At 70.1% G+C, this 16375-nt stretch carries 13 protein-coding genes; 9 read left to right on the top strand and 4 right to left on the bottom strand.

Annotated elements, in window-relative coordinates:
- The first annotated feature begins 225 nt into the window (after nucleotides 1–225).
- The 7 genes from MYK68_RS17555 to MYK68_RS17525 all read left to right on the top strand — a co-directional run bounded on the left by MYK68_RS17555 (nucleotide 226) and on the right by MYK68_RS17525 (nucleotide 9410).
- The gene (locus MYK68_RS17555) at nucleotides 226–1386 is read left to right on the top strand and encodes an acyl-CoA dehydrogenase family protein (RefSeq protein WP_247865033.1); all 1161 of its coding nucleotides are present in this window, start codon (nucleotides 226–228) and stop codon (nucleotides 1384–1386) included.
- Complete coding sequence (locus tag MYK68_RS17550) at nucleotides 1383–2981, top strand: acyl-CoA carboxylase subunit beta (protein WP_247865032.1); 1599 nt, start codon at nucleotides 1383–1385, stop codon at nucleotides 2979–2981. Before MYK68_RS17555 ends, MYK68_RS17550 begins: the two co-directional genes overlap by 4 nt.
- Nucleotides 2982–2988: 7 nt before the next feature.
- Nucleotides 2989–5235: an acetyl/propionyl/methylcrotonyl-CoA carboxylase subunit alpha gene (locus MYK68_RS17545; RefSeq protein ID WP_502798260.1), complete on the top strand. Its 2247-nt coding sequence runs from the start codon at nucleotides 2989–2991 to the stop codon at nucleotides 5233–5235.
- A gap of 11 nt (nucleotides 5236–5246) precedes the next feature.
- Nucleotides 5247–6404, top strand: coding sequence for an acyl-CoA dehydrogenase family protein (locus MYK68_RS17540; RefSeq protein WP_247865030.1), 1158 nt, complete (start codon nucleotides 5247–5249; stop codon nucleotides 6402–6404).
- 16 nt (nucleotides 6405–6420) lie between these two features.
- Complete coding sequence (locus tag MYK68_RS17535) at nucleotides 6421–7221, top strand: enoyl-CoA hydratase family protein (protein ID WP_247865029.1); 801 nt, start codon at nucleotides 6421–6423, stop codon at nucleotides 7219–7221.
- On the top strand, nucleotides 7218–7817 hold the full coding sequence (locus tag MYK68_RS17530; protein ID WP_247865028.1) for a TetR/AcrR family transcriptional regulator: 600 nt from the start codon (nucleotides 7218–7220) through the stop codon (nucleotides 7815–7817). Before MYK68_RS17535 ends, MYK68_RS17530 begins: the two co-directional genes overlap by 4 nt.
- A gap of 96 nt (nucleotides 7818–7913) precedes the next feature.
- Entirely contained in the window at nucleotides 7914–9410 is a 1497-nt protein-coding gene (locus MYK68_RS17525; protein ID WP_247865027.1) for an acyl-CoA carboxylase subunit beta, read from the top strand.
- Between the two features lie 7 nt (nucleotides 9411–9417).
- Here the strand turns inward: MYK68_RS17525 and MYK68_RS17520 are convergent, their stop codons facing one another.
- Nucleotides 9418–9846, bottom strand: a complete 429-nt coding sequence (locus MYK68_RS17520) for a hypothetical protein (protein WP_247865026.1) — start codon at nucleotides 9844–9846, stop codon at nucleotides 9418–9420.
- 157 nt (nucleotides 9847–10003) lie between these two features.
- Between MYK68_RS17520 and MYK68_RS17515 the strand changes: the two genes are divergently transcribed.
- Entirely contained in the window at nucleotides 10004–10888 is an 885-nt protein-coding gene (locus tag MYK68_RS17515) for an exodeoxyribonuclease III (RefSeq protein ID WP_247865025.1), read from the top strand.
- A gap of 164 nt (nucleotides 10889–11052) precedes the next feature.
- Nucleotides 11053–11799 (top strand): SH3 domain-containing protein, encoded by a 747-nt coding sequence (locus MYK68_RS17510; RefSeq protein ID WP_247865024.1) that lies wholly within the window; start codon nucleotides 11053–11055, stop codon nucleotides 11797–11799.
- Nucleotides 11800–11892: 93 nt separating this feature from the next.
- Here MYK68_RS17510 and MYK68_RS17505 read toward each other — a convergent pair whose 3' ends face one another.
- From MYK68_RS17505 to MYK68_RS17495, 3 genes are all read right to left on the bottom strand, one after another.
- Nucleotides 11893–13014 (bottom strand): NDMA-dependent alcohol dehydrogenase, encoded by a 1122-nt coding sequence (locus MYK68_RS17505; RefSeq protein WP_247865023.1) that lies wholly within the window; start codon nucleotides 13012–13014, stop codon nucleotides 11893–11895.
- Nucleotides 13015–13047: 33 nt separating this feature from the next.
- Nucleotides 13048–14544, bottom strand: coding sequence for an aldehyde dehydrogenase family protein (locus tag MYK68_RS17500; protein ID WP_247865022.1), 1497 nt, complete (start codon nucleotides 14542–14544; stop codon nucleotides 13048–13050).
- 172 nt (nucleotides 14545–14716) lie between these two features.
- Entirely contained in the window at nucleotides 14717–16321 is a 1605-nt protein-coding gene (locus MYK68_RS17495; RefSeq protein WP_247865021.1) for a sigma-54-dependent Fis family transcriptional regulator, read from the bottom strand.
- Nucleotides 16322–16375: the final 54 nt, after the last annotated feature.

The raw sequence follows: 16375 nt of genomic DNA, 5'->3' as shown, positions 1-16375 counted from the left end.
TGGCGGAGCCTGCGACGACACGCGGTCGAAGGGTCGACACGGTTCGTCACTTCGTTCCTCACCGGCTCAGCCGGCTGTCGTTGGCCGCCGCTAGCAGCCGTCAATAGCCGGCTGAGCCGGGCGAGGCGCTAGCCGAGCCCGTGTCGAAGCCACACCCCCAGCCAAACGAAGCCAACCCCCGGACCCACCAACGAAACCCGAAGTCGTACGCACGCAAGGAGATTCATGTCCATCCCCAACACCGGCTGGGACACCGCGGAGCGGAAAGCCCTGCGCGAGACCGTCGCCGGATTCGCCGAGCGCCACATCCTGCCGTTCCAGGACGAGTGGGAACGCACGGGCCTCATCCCGCGCGAGCTGCACAAGCAGGCGGCGGAACTCGGGCTGATCGGGCTGAGCTACCCGGAGTCCGCGGGCGGCGCCGGCGGCACCGCCGTCGACACCTGCGTGATGACCGAGGAACTGCACTACCGCGGGGTGGCCGGCGGCGTGTTCGCCTCGCTGTTCACCAGCGGGATCTCGCTCCCGCATCTGATCCGCGCCGGCGACCCCGGGCAGATCGAGCGGTGGGTCCGGCCCACCATCGCCGGCGAGAAGATCGGCAGCCTCGCGATCACCGAACCCAGCGGCGGCAGTGACGTCGGGCATCTGCGGACGACCGCGGTCCGCGACGGCGACCACTACGTGGTCAACGGCGCCAAGACCTTCATCACGTCCGCGGTCCGGGCCGATTTCGTCGTCACCGCGGTGCGCACCGGCGGACCGGGAGCGGCCGGCGTGTCCCTGCTGGTGGTCGAGAAGGGCACGCCCGGGTTCACGGTCTCCCGCAAGCTCGACAAGATGGGCTGGCTGAGTTCGGACACCGCTGAGCTGTCGTACGAGGATGTCCGTGTCCCGGTGGAGAACCTGGTGGGTGCGGAGAATTCGGGCTTCTTCCAGATCGCGCAGGCCTTCGTCACCGAACGCGCCGGGCTCGCCGTGCAGGCCTACTCGCAGGCGCAGCGCTGCCTCGACCTCACCCTCGCGTGGGTGCGGAACCGGGAGACCTTCGGCAAGCCGCTGATCGCCCGCCAGAACGTTCAGGACGCCGTCACCGAGATGGCCCAGCGCATCGACGTCTCCCGGGTCTACACGCGGGCCCTGGTGGATCAGTACGAGGCGGGCAACGAGGACCTGATCGCCGAGGTCTGCTTCGCGAAGAACAACGCCGTCGAGACGGGGGAGTGGGTCGCGAACAAGGCGGTGCAGCTCTTCGGCGGCATGGGATACATGCGCGAGTCGGAGATCGAGCGCCAGTACCGCGACATGCGGATCATCGGTATCGGCGGCGGTACGACGGAGATCCTGCGCACTCTCGCGGCCAACCGATTGGGGTACCAGAAATGACGATCCTGGCCAGCAAGGTCGACACCGCGGCGCCGGAGTTCCAGGCCAACGTGGAGGCGATGAACGCGAAGCTCGCCGAGCTCGACCTCGAGTTCCGGAAGGTGCTCGACGGTGGCGGTGAGCGCTCCGTCGCGCGGCATCGCAAGCGCGGCAAACTGCTTCCGCGCGAGCGCATCGAGCTGCTGATCGACCAGGACTCGCCGTTCCTCGAGCTGTGCCCGCTCGCGGCCTACGGCTCCCAGTTCGCGGTGGGTGCGTCGATCGTCGTCGGCATCGGCGTGGTCGAGGGGGTCGAGTGCCTCATCGTCGCCAACGACCCGACCATCAAGGGCGGCACGTCGAACCCGTGGACCCTGCGGAAGATCCTGCGGTGCAACAGCATCGCGATGGAGAACCGGCTTCCGGTGATCTCCCTGGTCGAGTCCGGCGGCGCCGATCTGCCGACCCAGAAAGAGGTCTTCGTACCCGGCGGACGGATGTTCCGCGATCTCACGCGGCTGTCCGCGGCGGGTATCCCGACCATCGCGCTGGTCTTCGGCAACTCGACCGCGGGCGGCGCCTACGTGCCGGGCATGAGCGATCACGTGGTGATGATCAAGGAACGCTCCAAGGTGTTCCTCGGTGGTCCGCCCCTGGTCAAGATGGCCACCGGTGAGGAGAGCGACGACGAGGAGCTCGGCGGCGCCGAGATGCACGCCCGGGTCTCCGGCCTCGGCGACTATCTGGCCGCCGACGAGCAGGATGCGGTCCGTATCGGCCGGCGCATCGTCGCCCGGCTCAACTGGCGGAAGAAGGGGCCTGCGCCGCACGCCGTGGTCGCCGAGCCGCGCTACGACGCGGAGGAACTGCTCGGCATCGTGCCGCCGGATCTGAAGATCCCGTTCGATCCGCGCGAGGTGATCGCCCGGATCGTCGACGACAGCGACTTCGACGAGTTCAAGCCCGAGTACGGCACCTCGCTGTGCACGGGCTGGGCCCGCATCCACGGCTACCCGGTCGGCATCCTCGCCAACGCTCAGGGTGTGCTGTTCAGCGCGGAGTCGCAGAAGGCCACCCAGTTCATCCAGCTCGCGAACCGGGCGGACACGCCGCTGCTGTTCCTGCACAACACCACCGGCTACATGGTCGGCAAGGAGTACGAGCAGAACGGCATCATCAAGCACGGCTCGATGATGATCAACGCCGTCTCGAACTCGACGGTGCCGCACATCTCGGTGCTGATGGGCGCCAGCTACGGCGCCGGGCACTACGGCATGTGCGGTCGGGCCTACGACCCGCGGTTCCTGTTCGCCTGGCCCAGCGCCAAGTCCGCCGTGATGGGCGGCGCCCAGCTCGCCGGTGTCATCTCGATCGTCTCCCGCGCGGCCACCGAGGCTCGCGGCGGCACGGTCGACGAGGAAGCCGACGCCGGTCTGCGCGCCATGATCGAGGCACAGATCGAAGCCGAATCCGTCCCGATGTTCCTCTCCGGAATGCTCTACGACGACGGCGTGATCGATCCCCGGGACACCCGCTCGGTGCTCGGAATGTCCCTGTCCGCGATTGCTGGAGCCCCGATCGAGGGCACCGGCAACTTCGGCGTCTTCCGGATGTGAGGCAATCATGACGACGACCCTTCGACAGGCTCAGGGAGCGGACGGTGCTCAGGGAGCGGACGGTGCTCAGGGAGCGGACGGCGCTCAGGGAGCGAATGTGATCACGTCCGTCCTGGTGGCCAACCGCGGCGAGATCGCCCGCCGCGTCTTCGCGACCTGCCGCGCGATGGGCTTGGGCACCGTCGCGGTGTACTCCGACCCGGACGCCGACGCCCCGCACGTGCGGGCCGCCGATGCGGCCGTCCGGCTGCCCGGGTCGACGTCCGCGGAGACCTACCTGCGCGGTGATCTGGTGATCGCCGCGGCCCGCTCCGCCGGTGCCGACGCGATCCACCCCGGATACGGATTCCTGTCCGAGAACGCCGAATTCGCGCAGGCGGTGATCGATGCGGGACTCACCTGGATCGGCCCGCCGCCCGCGGCGATCACCGCGATGGGCTCCAAGGTCAACGCCAAGGAGGCGATGAAGGCCGCCGGTGTGCCGGTGCTGTCCGATCTCGATCCGGCCTCAGTGACCGAGGCCGACCTTCCACTGCTCATCAAGGCCTCGGCCGGCGGCGGCGGTCGCGGCATGCGGATCGTCCGGGAACTCGGCGAACTCGACGACGCCGTCGCCGCGGCGGCCCGCGAGGCGCAGTCCGCGTTCGGCGATCCCACGGTCTTCTGCGAGCCGTACATCGAGCGCGGGCACCACATCGAGGTGCAGATCATGGCCGATGCGCACGGCACGGTCTGGGCGGTCGGGGAGCGCGAATGCTCCATCCAGCGCCGCCACCAGAAGGTGATCGAGGAGGCACCGGCACCGCTGGTGGAACGGCTCACGCCCCCCGGTCCGATCCCTGAGCCGTCGAGGAGCGAAGCGACGAGACGTGTCGAAGGGATGCGCGACGCGCTGTACGACGCCGCGCGCACCGCGGCGTCGTCGATCGGCTACGTAGGGGCGGGAACCGTGGAGTTCCTGGCCGACGCAACGGGCCGGTTCTTCTTCCTGGAGACCAACACCCGGTTGCAGGTGGAACATCCGGTCACCGAGCTGACGACCGGTGTCGACCTGGTGGCGTGGCAGCTGCGCGTGGCGCAGGGGGAGCCGCTGGACGGCGACGAGCCGCGCAGCACGGGGCATTCGATCGAGGTGCGGCTGTACGCCGAGGACCCGGCGAACGACTGGCAGCCGCAGTCGGGCACCGTGCACACCATCGACATCCCGGCCGACGTGCGCTTCGCTCTGCTGGACCGCCCGGGGATCCGCGTCGACTCGGGTATCGCCGACGGCAGCGAGATCTCCACCTACTACGACCCGATGCTCGCCAAGGTGATCTCCTGGGCGCCGACGCGGCGCCGGGCGGCGGCGATGCTGGCGCGGGCGCTCGCCGATGCGCGGATCCACGGCCTGGTGACCAACCGTGATCTGCTGGTGAACATCCTGCGCGAGGAGCGGTACCTCAGCGGCGACACGGACACGGCCTACCTGGACTCGGTGGGCCTGGAACGACTTTCCGCGCCGCTCGCCGATGACCGGGCGACGGTCGTCGCCGCGGTCGCGGCGGCACTGGCACAGTCGGCGGCCGATCGCGCCGGTGCGACGGTGCTCGGTGGCCTCCCCTCGGGATGGCGCAACCTTCCCTCCGGCTACCAGAGCCGGACGTTTGCGGCGCAGCGCCGGATCGACACGCCTCCTTCGCCGGCGGCTCAGGGAGCGGATGACGACCCACAGGCCGCGTCGGCCCTTCGACCGCGTGCCGACGCGGCCTCCGGCACGCATACTCAGGACCCGCCCACCTCCGACATCGAGATCCGGTACCGGATCGTGCGCGGGGCCGTCGAACTGCCCGACCTCGACGATGTCGAGGCGGTGTCGTGGACCCCGGACGAGGTGGTGCTCCGCACCGGCGGTGTGGCGCGCCGATTCTCGGTGGCCGTCGCCGGTGACGAGGTCTTCGTCGACTGGCCGGGGGCGTCGGCGTCATTCCGGCGGCTCCCGCGCTACGTCGATCCGTCGACCGCCGCGCGCCCGGGCTCGCTGCTCGCGCCGATGCCGGGATCGGTGATCCGGGTGGCCGTCGCCGAGGGCGACCGGGTGACCGCCGGCCAGCCGCTGCTGTGGCTGGAGGCCATGAAGATGGAGCACACGATCAGTGCGCCGAGCGACGGCATCGTCTCCGTACTCGCCGTCACCGAGGGCAGGCAACTCTCCGTCGGTGACGTCCTCGCCGTCATCTCCGACGAATCCGAACTCGCAAACGCAGCCGAATAGAAAGAGCCGCAATGAACTTCACCGAGACCGCCGAGCAGACCGAGCTCCGGGCCGCCGTTGCGGCGCTGGGCGCCAAGTACGGGCCGCAGTACTTCCAGGACTGCGCCCGGCAGGGGCGCAAGACCGATGAACTCTGGAAGGAGGCCGGTGATCTCGGCTTCATCGGCGTCAACCTTCCGGAGGAGTACGGCGGCGGTGGCGCCGGCATGTACGAGCTCGCGATCGTGATGGAAGAACTCGCCGCATCGGGCACCGGCCTGCTGATGCTGGTGGTGTCCCCGGCGATCTGCGGCAACATCATCGCGCGCTTCGGCACCGACGAGCAGAAGCAGCGCTGGATCCCCGGTCTGGCCGACGGCTCCATCACCATGGCCTTCGGCATCACCGAGCCCGACGCCGGATCCAACTCGCACATGATCACCACGACCGCGCGCCGCGACGGTGACGAGTGGATCCTCAGCGGGCAGAAGGTGTTCATCTCCGGCGTCGACCAGGCCGAGGCCGTGCTGATCGTCGCCCGGACCGAGGATGCGAAGACCGGCAAGCTCAAGCCGGCGCTGTTCATCGTGCCGACCGACGCGCCCGGCTTCTCCCGGACGCTGATCGAGATGGAACTGGTGAACCCGGAGAAGCAGTTCTCGCTCTTCCTCGACGACGTCCGGCTCCCCGCCGACGCGCTCGTCGGCTCCGAGGATGCCGGCCTGAGCCAGCTCTTCGCCGGCCTGAACCCCGAGCGCATCATGGCGTCGGCGTCGGCGGTCGGCATGGCGCGCTACGCTCTGCAGAAGGCCGTCGCCTACGTCAACGACCGCACCGTGTGGAAGGCGCCGATCGCGACGCATCAGGCGATCTCGCATCCGCTCGCGAAGATCAAGATCGACCTCGAGATGGCCAAGCTGATGATGCTGAAGGCCGCCACCCTGTACGACGAGGGGAACGACTGGGGCGCGGCCGAGGCGGCGAACATGGCGAAGCTGGCCGCCGCCGACGCGGCGGTCGCGGCGGTGGACCAGGCGGTGCACTCGATGGGCGGCAACGGCCTCACCGTCGAATACGGGGTGGCGCCGATGATCGCGCTGTCCCGGATCGCCAAGATCGCCCCGGTCAGCCGCGAGATGATCCTCAACTTCGTCGCCCAGGCCAGCCTGGGTCTCCCGAAGTCGTACTGAGAAAGCCGGTTTCGCGATGAGTGACGAACAGATACTGGTGCGCGCGGCGACCGAGTCCGCGGTCTGCACCATCACGCTCGATTCGCCGCACAACCGCAACGCCCTCAGCTCCACGCTGGTGCGCGAGCTGCGGGAGGCCGTCGACGCCGCGAGTACCGACCCCGCCGTGCGCGCGGTGGTGCTCACCCACACCGGTGGAACCTTCTGCGCCGGAGCCGATCTCGGCGAGGCGCTGCAGCGCGGGCTCACCCCGGAGGAGGCCACCGCGGAAGTGGGCGCGGCGATGTCCGGTCTGATGCGGTCGTTCATCGACCTGCCCAAGCCGATGATCGTGGTGCTCGACGGGCACGTGCGTGCCGGCGGCTTCGGTCTGGTCGGCGCCGCCGACATCGCCCTGGCGGGACCGAAATCGACCTTCGCGCTGACCGAGTCGCGACTCGGCCTGGCACCGTCGATCATCTCCGTGGTGCTGCTGGCGAAGATGACCGCGCGTTCGGCCGGCCGCTACTTCCTCACCGGGGAGAAGTTCGGCGGCCCGGCCGCGGTGGAGGCCGGACTGCTCACCGCCGCCGCCGATTCCGGTGAGGGCCTGCGGGCGGAGCTGGACGCGATCCTCGAGGGTGTGCGGAGGGCATCGCCGCAGGGGCTGGCCGCGTCGAAGCGGCTCACGACGGCGGCGCTCCTCGCCGGGTTCGACGAGGCCACGGCGGCACGCGCCGCCGAATCGGCCGCACTGTTCTCGTCGGAGGAGGCGCGCGAGGGCATGACGGCCTTCCTGAGTAAGCGTCCACCGGCCTGGGACGCGAGCAGCTCGTGACCGTCGGTGCCCGGGAGCCCCGGCAGCAGCGCTCACGGCAGACCCGCGAGCGGCTGCTGACGGCGACCGTCGACATGCTGGCCGCCAAGGGCTGGTCGGCGACGACGGTCGCCGCGGTCGCCGAGGCGGCCGGGGTGTCCCGGGGTGCGGCGCAGCATCACTTCCCGACCCGCGAGGACCTGATCACCGCGGTGCTGGACCAGATGTTCGAGCAGATGACCCAGACCGCCGCCGAGACCGGCCTGCCGGCCGGTCCGGACCGTATCGCCGCGGTCGTCGAGCAGGCGGTCTCCATCTACATCGGGGTGCCGTTCAAGGCGGCCCTGCAGGTCTGGGCCGCCGCCGCATCCGATGAGGCGCTCCGCGAGCTGATCCTGCCGCGGGAGGCCAAGCTGGCCCGCGCCGCCCACCGGCTGACCGTGCAGGGGCTCGATCCCACGGGTGTCCACGGCGAGCACGCGCATCGATTGGCGCAGATCACCCTGGACCTGGCCCGTGGTCTCGGGCTGGCGGACACGCTCTCCGACGATTCCCGGCGCCGTTCCCAGGTGGTCGCCGCCTGGGTGGAGCAGGTCAAACTCGCACTCGCCGACTGAGTGGGTGCGGACGCCGATGATGTGTGCTGTTCGGTGGTCGTCCGACAACCACGGAACAACAGACGAGCTTCGGTTTCGACCGATAGCGTCGAGCAGATGGCCATTCGAGATGATCTGCTCCAGGTGCTCGCGCGTCGTGCGCTGACCGAGGACTCGGCACGGCCAGAGGCCGTCGAGAAACTGCACGCGCGCGGTGGCCGGACCGCCCGCGAACACATCGCGGCGGTGGTCGATCCGGGATCGTTCGTCGAGTACGGACGGTTCGTGACGGCGGCGCAGGCGAACCGCAGATCCGACGACGAACTGCTCGACCGCACCGTCGCCGACGGCATCGTCGGGGGACTGGCGACGATCGACGGCCGGTCGTGCGCGGTGCTCTCGTACGACTACCTCGTGATGGCCGGGACGCAGGGCATGCGCGGGCACATCAAGAGCGACCGGCTGATCGACGTGATCGAGCGGCTCGCGCTGCCGACGCTCTTCTTTGCCGCGGGCGGTGGTGGACGGCCGGGCGACAGCGACCTGCCGCTGGTGTCGGCGCTCGACGTGACCACGTTCGCGGCGTGGGCCCGGCTCGCCGGACGGGTGCCGCGGATCGCCGTGGTTGACGACAACTGCTTCGCGGGCAACGCGGTGATCGCCGGGTGCGCCGACCTGATCGTCGCGTGCGACGGCAGCTCGCTCGGCATGGGCGGCCCGGCGATGATCGCCGGCGGCGGACTCGGCGAGGTGGCCGCCGCCGACGTCGGACCGCTCGAGACTATGGCCGCCGCGGGGGTGGTCGACGTGGCGGTGGATCGCGACGACGTCGACGATGCCGCGCGCGACCTGCTCGGATACTCCCTCGGCCCGCGGGAGCACTGGACGGCCGCGGACCAGTCCGTGCTGCGCGACGTGGTCCCCGAACGGGAACAGGTCGCGTACGACCCGGGGCCGATCGTGGAGGCGCTGTGCGACGCCGGTTCGGTGACCATGCTGGGGCCCGACTTCGCGCCGGAGCTGTTCACGGCGCTCGGCCGCGTCGAGGGCCGGGTGGTGGGGCTGTTCGGGAACGACACCCGGCACGTGGCCGGCGCGATCACCGCGGCGGCCGGCGACAAGGCGGCGCGGTTCCTGCGGCTCTGCGACTCGGCCGGCTTCCCGGTGGTGTCGCTGGTCGATACCCCGGGCATGATGGTCGGCCCGGACGCGGAGGCCACCGGTATGGTGCGGCGGACATCGGCGCTGCTCATCGCCGGGGCTCAGCTGTCGGTGCCGATGATCGGCGTCGTGCTGCGGCGCGGCTACGGGCTTGGTGCGCAGGCGATGCTCGGCGGCAGCACGCGGGAGCCGCTGATGACGCTCGCCTGGCCCGGTGCGCACATGGGAGCGATGGGACTGGAGGGCGCCGTCCGGCTGTCGCTGCGGGTCGAGCTGGCCGCGATCGAGGATCCGGCGGAGCGGGAGCGAACCGTCGCGGAACTGACCGCGGCCATGCGGAAGCACTCCGACGTGCTCAACGTGGCCAGGCACTTCGAGATCGACGACGTGATCGACCCCGCGGAGACCCGGGGCCTGATCGCGTGCCTTCTCGCCGCGGCCGCGGCGGGGTGACCGCCGCTCAGGAACCGAACAGGTTCTTGGTGTCGATGCTGAACTGTGTGCGGAGATCGTTGAGCTGATTGCGCGGTGCGTACACGGTCACCACATCGGACTTGCCGCCGTCGTCGCACTCGACCCACAGCGTGTTGGCTCCCGACTGGAGCTCATGTGGGTCGATCGGCCACGTGTACACGCTCGCGACGAGTTCGGATCGGACGTCGTTCGGGACGGGGAAGCCACTCTTCTTGTGGAAATAGCACTTCCCGGTGTTATGGCTGATGTCCCAGTGGTTGATCCAGTTCGGGGAGCCGGCCGGCAGGGTGATCTCGTAGGTCGGTTTCGCCGGCGCGGCGGCTGCGGTGCCGCTGCCGACGGCGACGACGCTCCCGGCGGCGAGGCAGAGCGCGCCCCCGACGGTCAGGAGCCTGTGGGCGGGGATGCGGGTCATGGTGTCCTCCTCGGTGGGTGAGACGGGCGTTCGGCCCGCCGCCATCGTCACCCCGTGGGACGCCGGTGATTGAGGTAGTGCACCACTCGTTTTCCGGGGTCCTTCGGCACCGAGCATGCTCCCGAACCCGGCCGGGCGGCCCCGATAGGCTGGGACCATGCGTGTCGCGACCTGGAATGTGAACTCGGTGAAGCAGCGGATCCCGCGCCTGCTGCCCTGGCTCGACGAGCGGGCGCCGGACGTCGTCTGTCTCCAGGAGACCAAGGTCTCCGACGACGCCTTCGCCGCCGAACTCGGCGACGAACTGTCCTCGCGCGGTTACGAATTCGCGCACGTGGGGCAGGGGCAGTGGAACGGGGTCGCGGTCTTGTCGAGGGTGGGGCTCGACGATGTGCGCGCCGCGTTCCCGGACGCGCCGGGCTTCCCCGATCCCGCGGGGCCGCCGGAGGGCCGGGCCGTGTCGGCGGTGTGCGACGGGATCCGCATCTGGTCGGTCTACGTGCCGAACGGTCGCGAGGTGGACTCCGACCACTACCGGTACAAGCTGGCCTGGCTCGACAAGCTGCGCGCGGCCGTCGCCCCGGACGCCGCCGACAGCATGGTCTGCGGCGACTTCAACATCATCCCGGCCGACGCCGATGTGTTCGACCCGGCGGCGCTGGAGGGGCACACGCACGTGACCGCGCCGGAGCGGGCGGAGCTGCAAGGTCTGCTCGACCTCGGGATGGCCGACACCGGCCGTGCGCACTGGCCGGACGCGCGCATGTACTCGTACTGGGACTACCGGGCCGGGATGTTCCACAAGGACCTCGGCATGCGGATCGATCTGATCGTCGCGGGTGACCCGATCGCGCGGCGCGTGCAGGCCGCCTGGGTCGACCGCCAGGCGCGCAAGGGCACCAAGCCGAGCGATCACGCGCCGGTGATCGTCGACCTCGACGTCGCCCCCGACGGGAACTGCGGCCCGATGGTGCCGCCGCCGTCCCGCCCCGCGAAGGTGGCCCCGGGCTCGGTGAAGCTGCCGCATTCGGTGGCCGACTGAGAAGCTCTCCCGGCCTGGCGGTGAGGGCCTTCGCGCTTACGCCGTACGGGGGATTCTCCGTCCGGTATGCCGCATTTACGGCATGTGTCCCGTGACAGGGATCGTGCCGGGTGTCACGGTTGGGCTCCGCACCGACCTGGTGCGCTGACACCGAGAGGATCGGCATGAAGATCAACCGACTGGGCCGCGTGCTCACCGCGACACTCGTCGTCGCCGCGGCGGGTGCCGCGACCGTGGCCGGAGCGGGCGCTGCGGACGCGGCCACCGGCACCGTGCATACCGGCGGTATCACCCTGAACGTGCGGAGCGCGCCGAACACCACCGCGCCGATCGTCGCCCGGCTGAACGACAAGACGCGGGTCACCATCGACTGCACCACCACCGGGCCCGCGGTGAAGGGCGACTACGGCACCTCGACCATCTGGGACCACATCGCCGGCTCGGGCTACGTCGCCGACGCGTGGATCTACACCGGCACCAACAACGCCGTGGCGCCGCGCTGCGGTGGTCAGCCGGCGCCGGCCCCCGCTCCGTCGGGCAACCGGGAGGCCAAGGCCGTCTCGTGGGCGCTCTCACAGGTCGGGTCGAACTCGTACAACTTCGCGTGCGAGCGCTTCGTCGAGAACGCATACGGCACCAGCGGACGTTCGGGCAGTGCCATCGCCACGTTCAACAACCTGCGCTCGCGCGGGATGATCCACACCTCGTCGTCGGGCATCCCGAAGGGCGCGCTGGTGTTCAGCTCCAACCCGACCTATGACCAGGGCTACGGCCACGTGATGATCGCGGTGGGGGACGGCACCTACGTGTCCGGCGGTGCTGTCAACGGCCCGACGGTGCAGCGGTACAACCGCCTGCTCAGCACCTACCTCGGCTGGTCGTACGCGCCGCCGGAGTGGGGCTCGCGGTAGCCGCCGGCGCTGAACGCACCATAGCGACGACGAGCGGAGCCGGGACCGTCATGGTCCCGGCTCCGCTCGGTCCCGAGGGTCGCTGGGGAGGGACTACTCGGCGTGGTCGATCACGCCGCGCAGGTTGACCCCGGCGCGGAGATCCTCGTAGCCCTTGTTGACCTCGTCGAGCGTGTACCGCTGGGTGATCAGCTCATCGAGCTTGAGCTCCCCGGCGTCGTACATGCGGAGCAGCTTGACGATGTCGTACTGCGGGTTCATCGAGCCGAAGAGGGTGCCCTGGACGGTCTTCTGCATGAGGGCCATCTCGGCGCCGGAGACGTGGACCGTCTTCTTGGCCGGGTCGGCGAGACCGGTGATGACCACGCGCCCGCCCTTGCCGATGATGGCGAAGGCATTGCTCACCACGTCCTCGTCGACCGTGCCGACCAGGATCAGCGCGGCGTCGGCGCCCTGGCCCCAGGTGAGTTCGGTGACCTTCTCCTGCGCCTCGGCGGCGCTCTCGAAGGCGTGCGTCGCGCCGAACTTGAGCGCGGCGTCGCGCTTCATGGCGACCGGGTCGACCACCACGACGTACTTGCAGCCGGCCGCGACGGCACCCTGCACCGCGTTGATACCGAGGCCGCCGATGCCGTAGATCACGCAGGTGTCGCCGGGGCGGAGATTGCCCGCCCGCTCATCGACGGCGGTGCCCCAGCCGGACGGCACGCCGCAGCCGACCAGGACGGCGGTCCCGAGCGGCAGCCAGTCGTCGACCTTGACCACCGAATGCTCGGAGATGGTCGAGTACTCGGAGAAGGTGCCGAGCATGCACATCGCGCCGAAGTCCTCGCCGTCCGGCCCGTGGAAGCGGAAGGTGCCGTCGGGCATCGAGCCCTCGAGGATGGTGGCGCCCATGTCGCACAGGTTCTGGCGGCCGGTGGAACAGTAGCGGCAGTGGCCGCAGTTCGGGATGAAGCTGCAGACCACGTGGTCGCCGACCTTCACCTTGGTCACGCCGGGGCCGATCTCCTGGATGATGCCCGCGCCCTCGTGGCCGCCCACGATCGGGTAGCGCGGCGGCAGATCGCCGTCGGTCAGGTGCAGGTCCGAGTGGCACAGGCCGGCGTTGGTGTACTTGATCAGCACTTCACCGGGGCCGGGCGGATCCAGCTCCAGCTCCATGATCTTGAACGGCTCGCCGGGGGCGAGGAGGACTGCTGCCTTGGTCTTCATGGGAACTCCTAAAGGGGTGAGGGTGAAGCGGGGTCAGAGGGCGATGTTGACGGATTTGACCTGGGTGTAGAGGTCGACGGCGGAGTCGCCGAGTTCGCGGCCCCAGCCGGACTGCTTGAAGCCGCCGAAGGGGAGGGCGGTGTCGAAGCCGTTGTACTGGTTCACCCACACCGACCCGGCCTGGACGGCGGCCGCGGTGCGGTGCGCCTTCGAGATGTCCTTGGTCCAGATGCCCGCGGCCAGACCATAGATCGAGTTGTTCGCGGCGCGGGCCACGTCGTCCTCGCCGTCGAACGGCAGTGCGGCGACGACCGGGCCGAAGATCTCCTCCTCGACGATCGAGTAGCTCGGTTCGACGTCGACGAAGACCGTCGGCTCGATGAAGTAGCCCTGCTCGCCCCAGCGGCCGCCACCGGTCAGGGCCCGGGCGCCGGAGGCGAGGCCCTGCTGGATGTAGCCGTTCACGCGGTCGAACTGCTCCTGGGACACCAGCGGGCCGAGCTCGGTGGTGGGATCGAGGCCGGGGCCGATCTTGGCCTGCGCGGCGGCGTCGGCGACGGCCTGGGTGAAGTCGTCGAAGATCTCCCGCTGCACGAACATGCGGGTGCCGGCCACGCAGCACTGGCCGTGGTTGAACATCCACGCGGCGACGCTGCCGGCGACGGCGGCCTCCAGATCGGCGTCGGCGAAGACGATGTTCGGGCTCTTGCCGCCGAGTTCCAGCGAGACCTTCTTCAGGTTGCCGGTGGCCGCCTGCACGATCTTCTTGCCGACCTCGGTGGAGCCGGTGAACGCCACCTTGTCGACGTCCATGTGCGCCGAGAGGGCGGCGCCGGCGTCGCCGAAGCCGGGCACGATGTTGACCACGCCGGGCGGGAAGCCGGCCTCTTCGAAGACCTCGCCGAGCATGAGTGCCGACAGCGGCGTCTGCTCGGCCGGCTTGAGGACGACGGTGTTGCCCGCGGCGAGCGCGGGTGCGAGCTTCCACGTCGCCATCAGGATCGGGAAGTTCCACGGCACGATCTGCCCGCACACCCCGAGCGATTCGCGCCGCGTGTAGGCGTGGAACTGGCCGTCGGGGGAGAACGGCATGGACGGGGTGATCGACGAGCCGGTGATCTTGGTGGCCAGGCCGGCGTTGTAGCGCCAGACGTCGGCCGACCACCCGACGTCGACCGCGGTGGCGATGGCGACCGACTTGCCGTTGTCGAGGGCTTCGAGCTGGCCGAAGACCTCGGCGCGTTCGGAGAGGATGTCGCCGACGCGCCAGATCAGGCGCTCACGTTCGTTCGGCTTCATCCGCGACCAGGGGCCCTCGTAGGCGGCGCGCGCGGCGGCGACGGCCCGGTCGATGTCGGCGGCCTCACCCTTGGCGACCCGGGTGATCACCTGGCCGGTGGCGGGGTCGAGCGTCTCGAAGGTCTCGCCGGAGGCGGCGTCGACCCATGCGCCGCCGATCAGCATCTTGCGGTCGGAAGCGACGAACTCGGCGACCGCGGGAAGCAGCGCCGGAGTCAAGGAGGTGGTCATCGGAACCTCTTCTCTCGCCCGATGTGAACCGGGCGATGCGTTCGATGGAGTATGAACCACGCCACTGTCTGTGACGTACTTCATTTGTCGCATGAATCGAGGCCGACGGCTTGTCCGGAAAGTGGACAGACTGCGTGGACAGTCGAAACGGCGGAGGTGATGCCGCCGGGGATCAGCGGATACCGAGTGCCCGGATCCGCGCGTACAGCGTGGTGCGGCTGATGCCGAGACGCTTGGCGGCATGGCTCTTGTTGCCGCTCGCGGCGTCGAGCGCTTCGACGATCGCGAGGCGCTCGGCCTGCTCCAGGCCGAGGAGCCGGGAGACCCGGGAGGTACTGCGGTAGCCGTCGGGCAGATCGGCCACGTCGACGGTCCGGGCGCCGCGGGCGCGGGCCGCGTCGGCGGCCTCGCTCAGTACGGTCGCGAACTCGCGCAGGTTGCCCGGCCACTCCTGGGAGACGAGGGCATCGGAGGCGTCGGTGCTCAGCGTGAGCCGCACGTCCCGGGCCCGCAGGATCTCCTGGCCGAGCGCGGCGAGTTCGGTGGGTCGCTGGCGCAACGGGGGCAGGGTGGTGCGCCGGCGGCAGCGCGCGACCAGCGCCGAGGCGCTCGGCGACAGCGAGTCGGGCGGGCCGGTCACCACGACCAGCGCCGGATCGGCGGCCGAGCGGCCGGCGACCGCGGCGAGGAGGAGCTGAAGAGACCGCTCATCGAGCAGATCGGCGGCGTCGATCACCACGCCCTCCCCGCGTGCTTGCGCCTCCCGGAGTGTCGCCGCCAGATCGAGGGGAGTGCCCGCGAGCAGGGTCGCGGCGACGTCGACCACCGTCGACCGCTCGCGCGGGGCGATACCGAAGGCGCGGGTGGTGCGCCCGGTGCCGGGTTCGCCGCAGATCGCGACGGTGGTGGCCGTCGGTGTGCCCGCGGCGACGCCGCCGGACGGCAACCGGTCGATCCGGGGACGCAAGCGGAAGATGGCGGCGTGTCGTACTCCGGGGATCCGGTCGGCCTCCACCGCGGCCGTCACCCCGGACACCAGCGTGACGGTGGGCGGGATGTCGTTCTGTTCGAGGAGTAGCCGCAGGGTGCCGAAGTCGGCCGGCGCCAAGAGCTGGGCGGCGAGGGCGTTGGTGAGCTGCAGGTTGTCGCCGAGGGCCGCGAGGGCGATGTCGCGCCGGTCGGCGGCGTCACCGAAAGCGGCGATCACCCGCTGGTGGTCGGAATGGCTGCGAGTCAGCAGGCGCTCGCCGATGTCGTGCGCGATGCCGCGCACCAGCGGAAGGGACAGCGGGTTGATCCGCTGAGCTTCCTCGGTCATGCAGAGGATGCCTGCCACCCGGCGTGTGCCCGGATGGATGATCGGGCGGCCGAAACAGCTCAGCGAACGGAACTGTTCCAGGTAGTGCTCGCTGCTGTTGATCACGGTGTCGCCGCGGACCTCCGCGGTGGTGCCGAGTGCGGTGGTGCCCATCGCGGCCTCGGTGAAGTCGGCGCCGGTCACCACACCGGCGTCGGCCAGACGACGTTCCAGGGTGCCGTCGCCGGAGACCCGGGCGACCATCCGGCTGGCGTTGTCGACCAGGAGCAGTGCGGTCGGCGTGCCGTCGAGCATCTCCGCGGCGCGCTGCAGGACCGGGCGGGCGGCGTCGAGCAGCGGGTCGGCGCTGTCGACATCGCTCAGGATCGGATCGGGACGGTGGTCGTGCTCCAGGCCCGTCGAGCGCACGCGCTGCCAGGACGCGGCGATGACCGGTCGGTGCGGCAGCGAAGAAGCCATGATTCCCACTCTGACACGGACGGCGGCGCAAAGGAAAGGGTCTGGACATGGAAC

Origin of the sequence: Gordonia sp. PP30, from assembly GCF_023100845.1 — a bacterium.
Taxonomy (GTDB): domain Bacteria; phylum Actinomycetota; class Actinomycetes; order Mycobacteriales; family Mycobacteriaceae; genus Gordonia.
The sequence above is the reverse complement of the archived record's forward strand: the minus strand, read 5'-3'. Positions and strand labels throughout refer to the sequence as shown.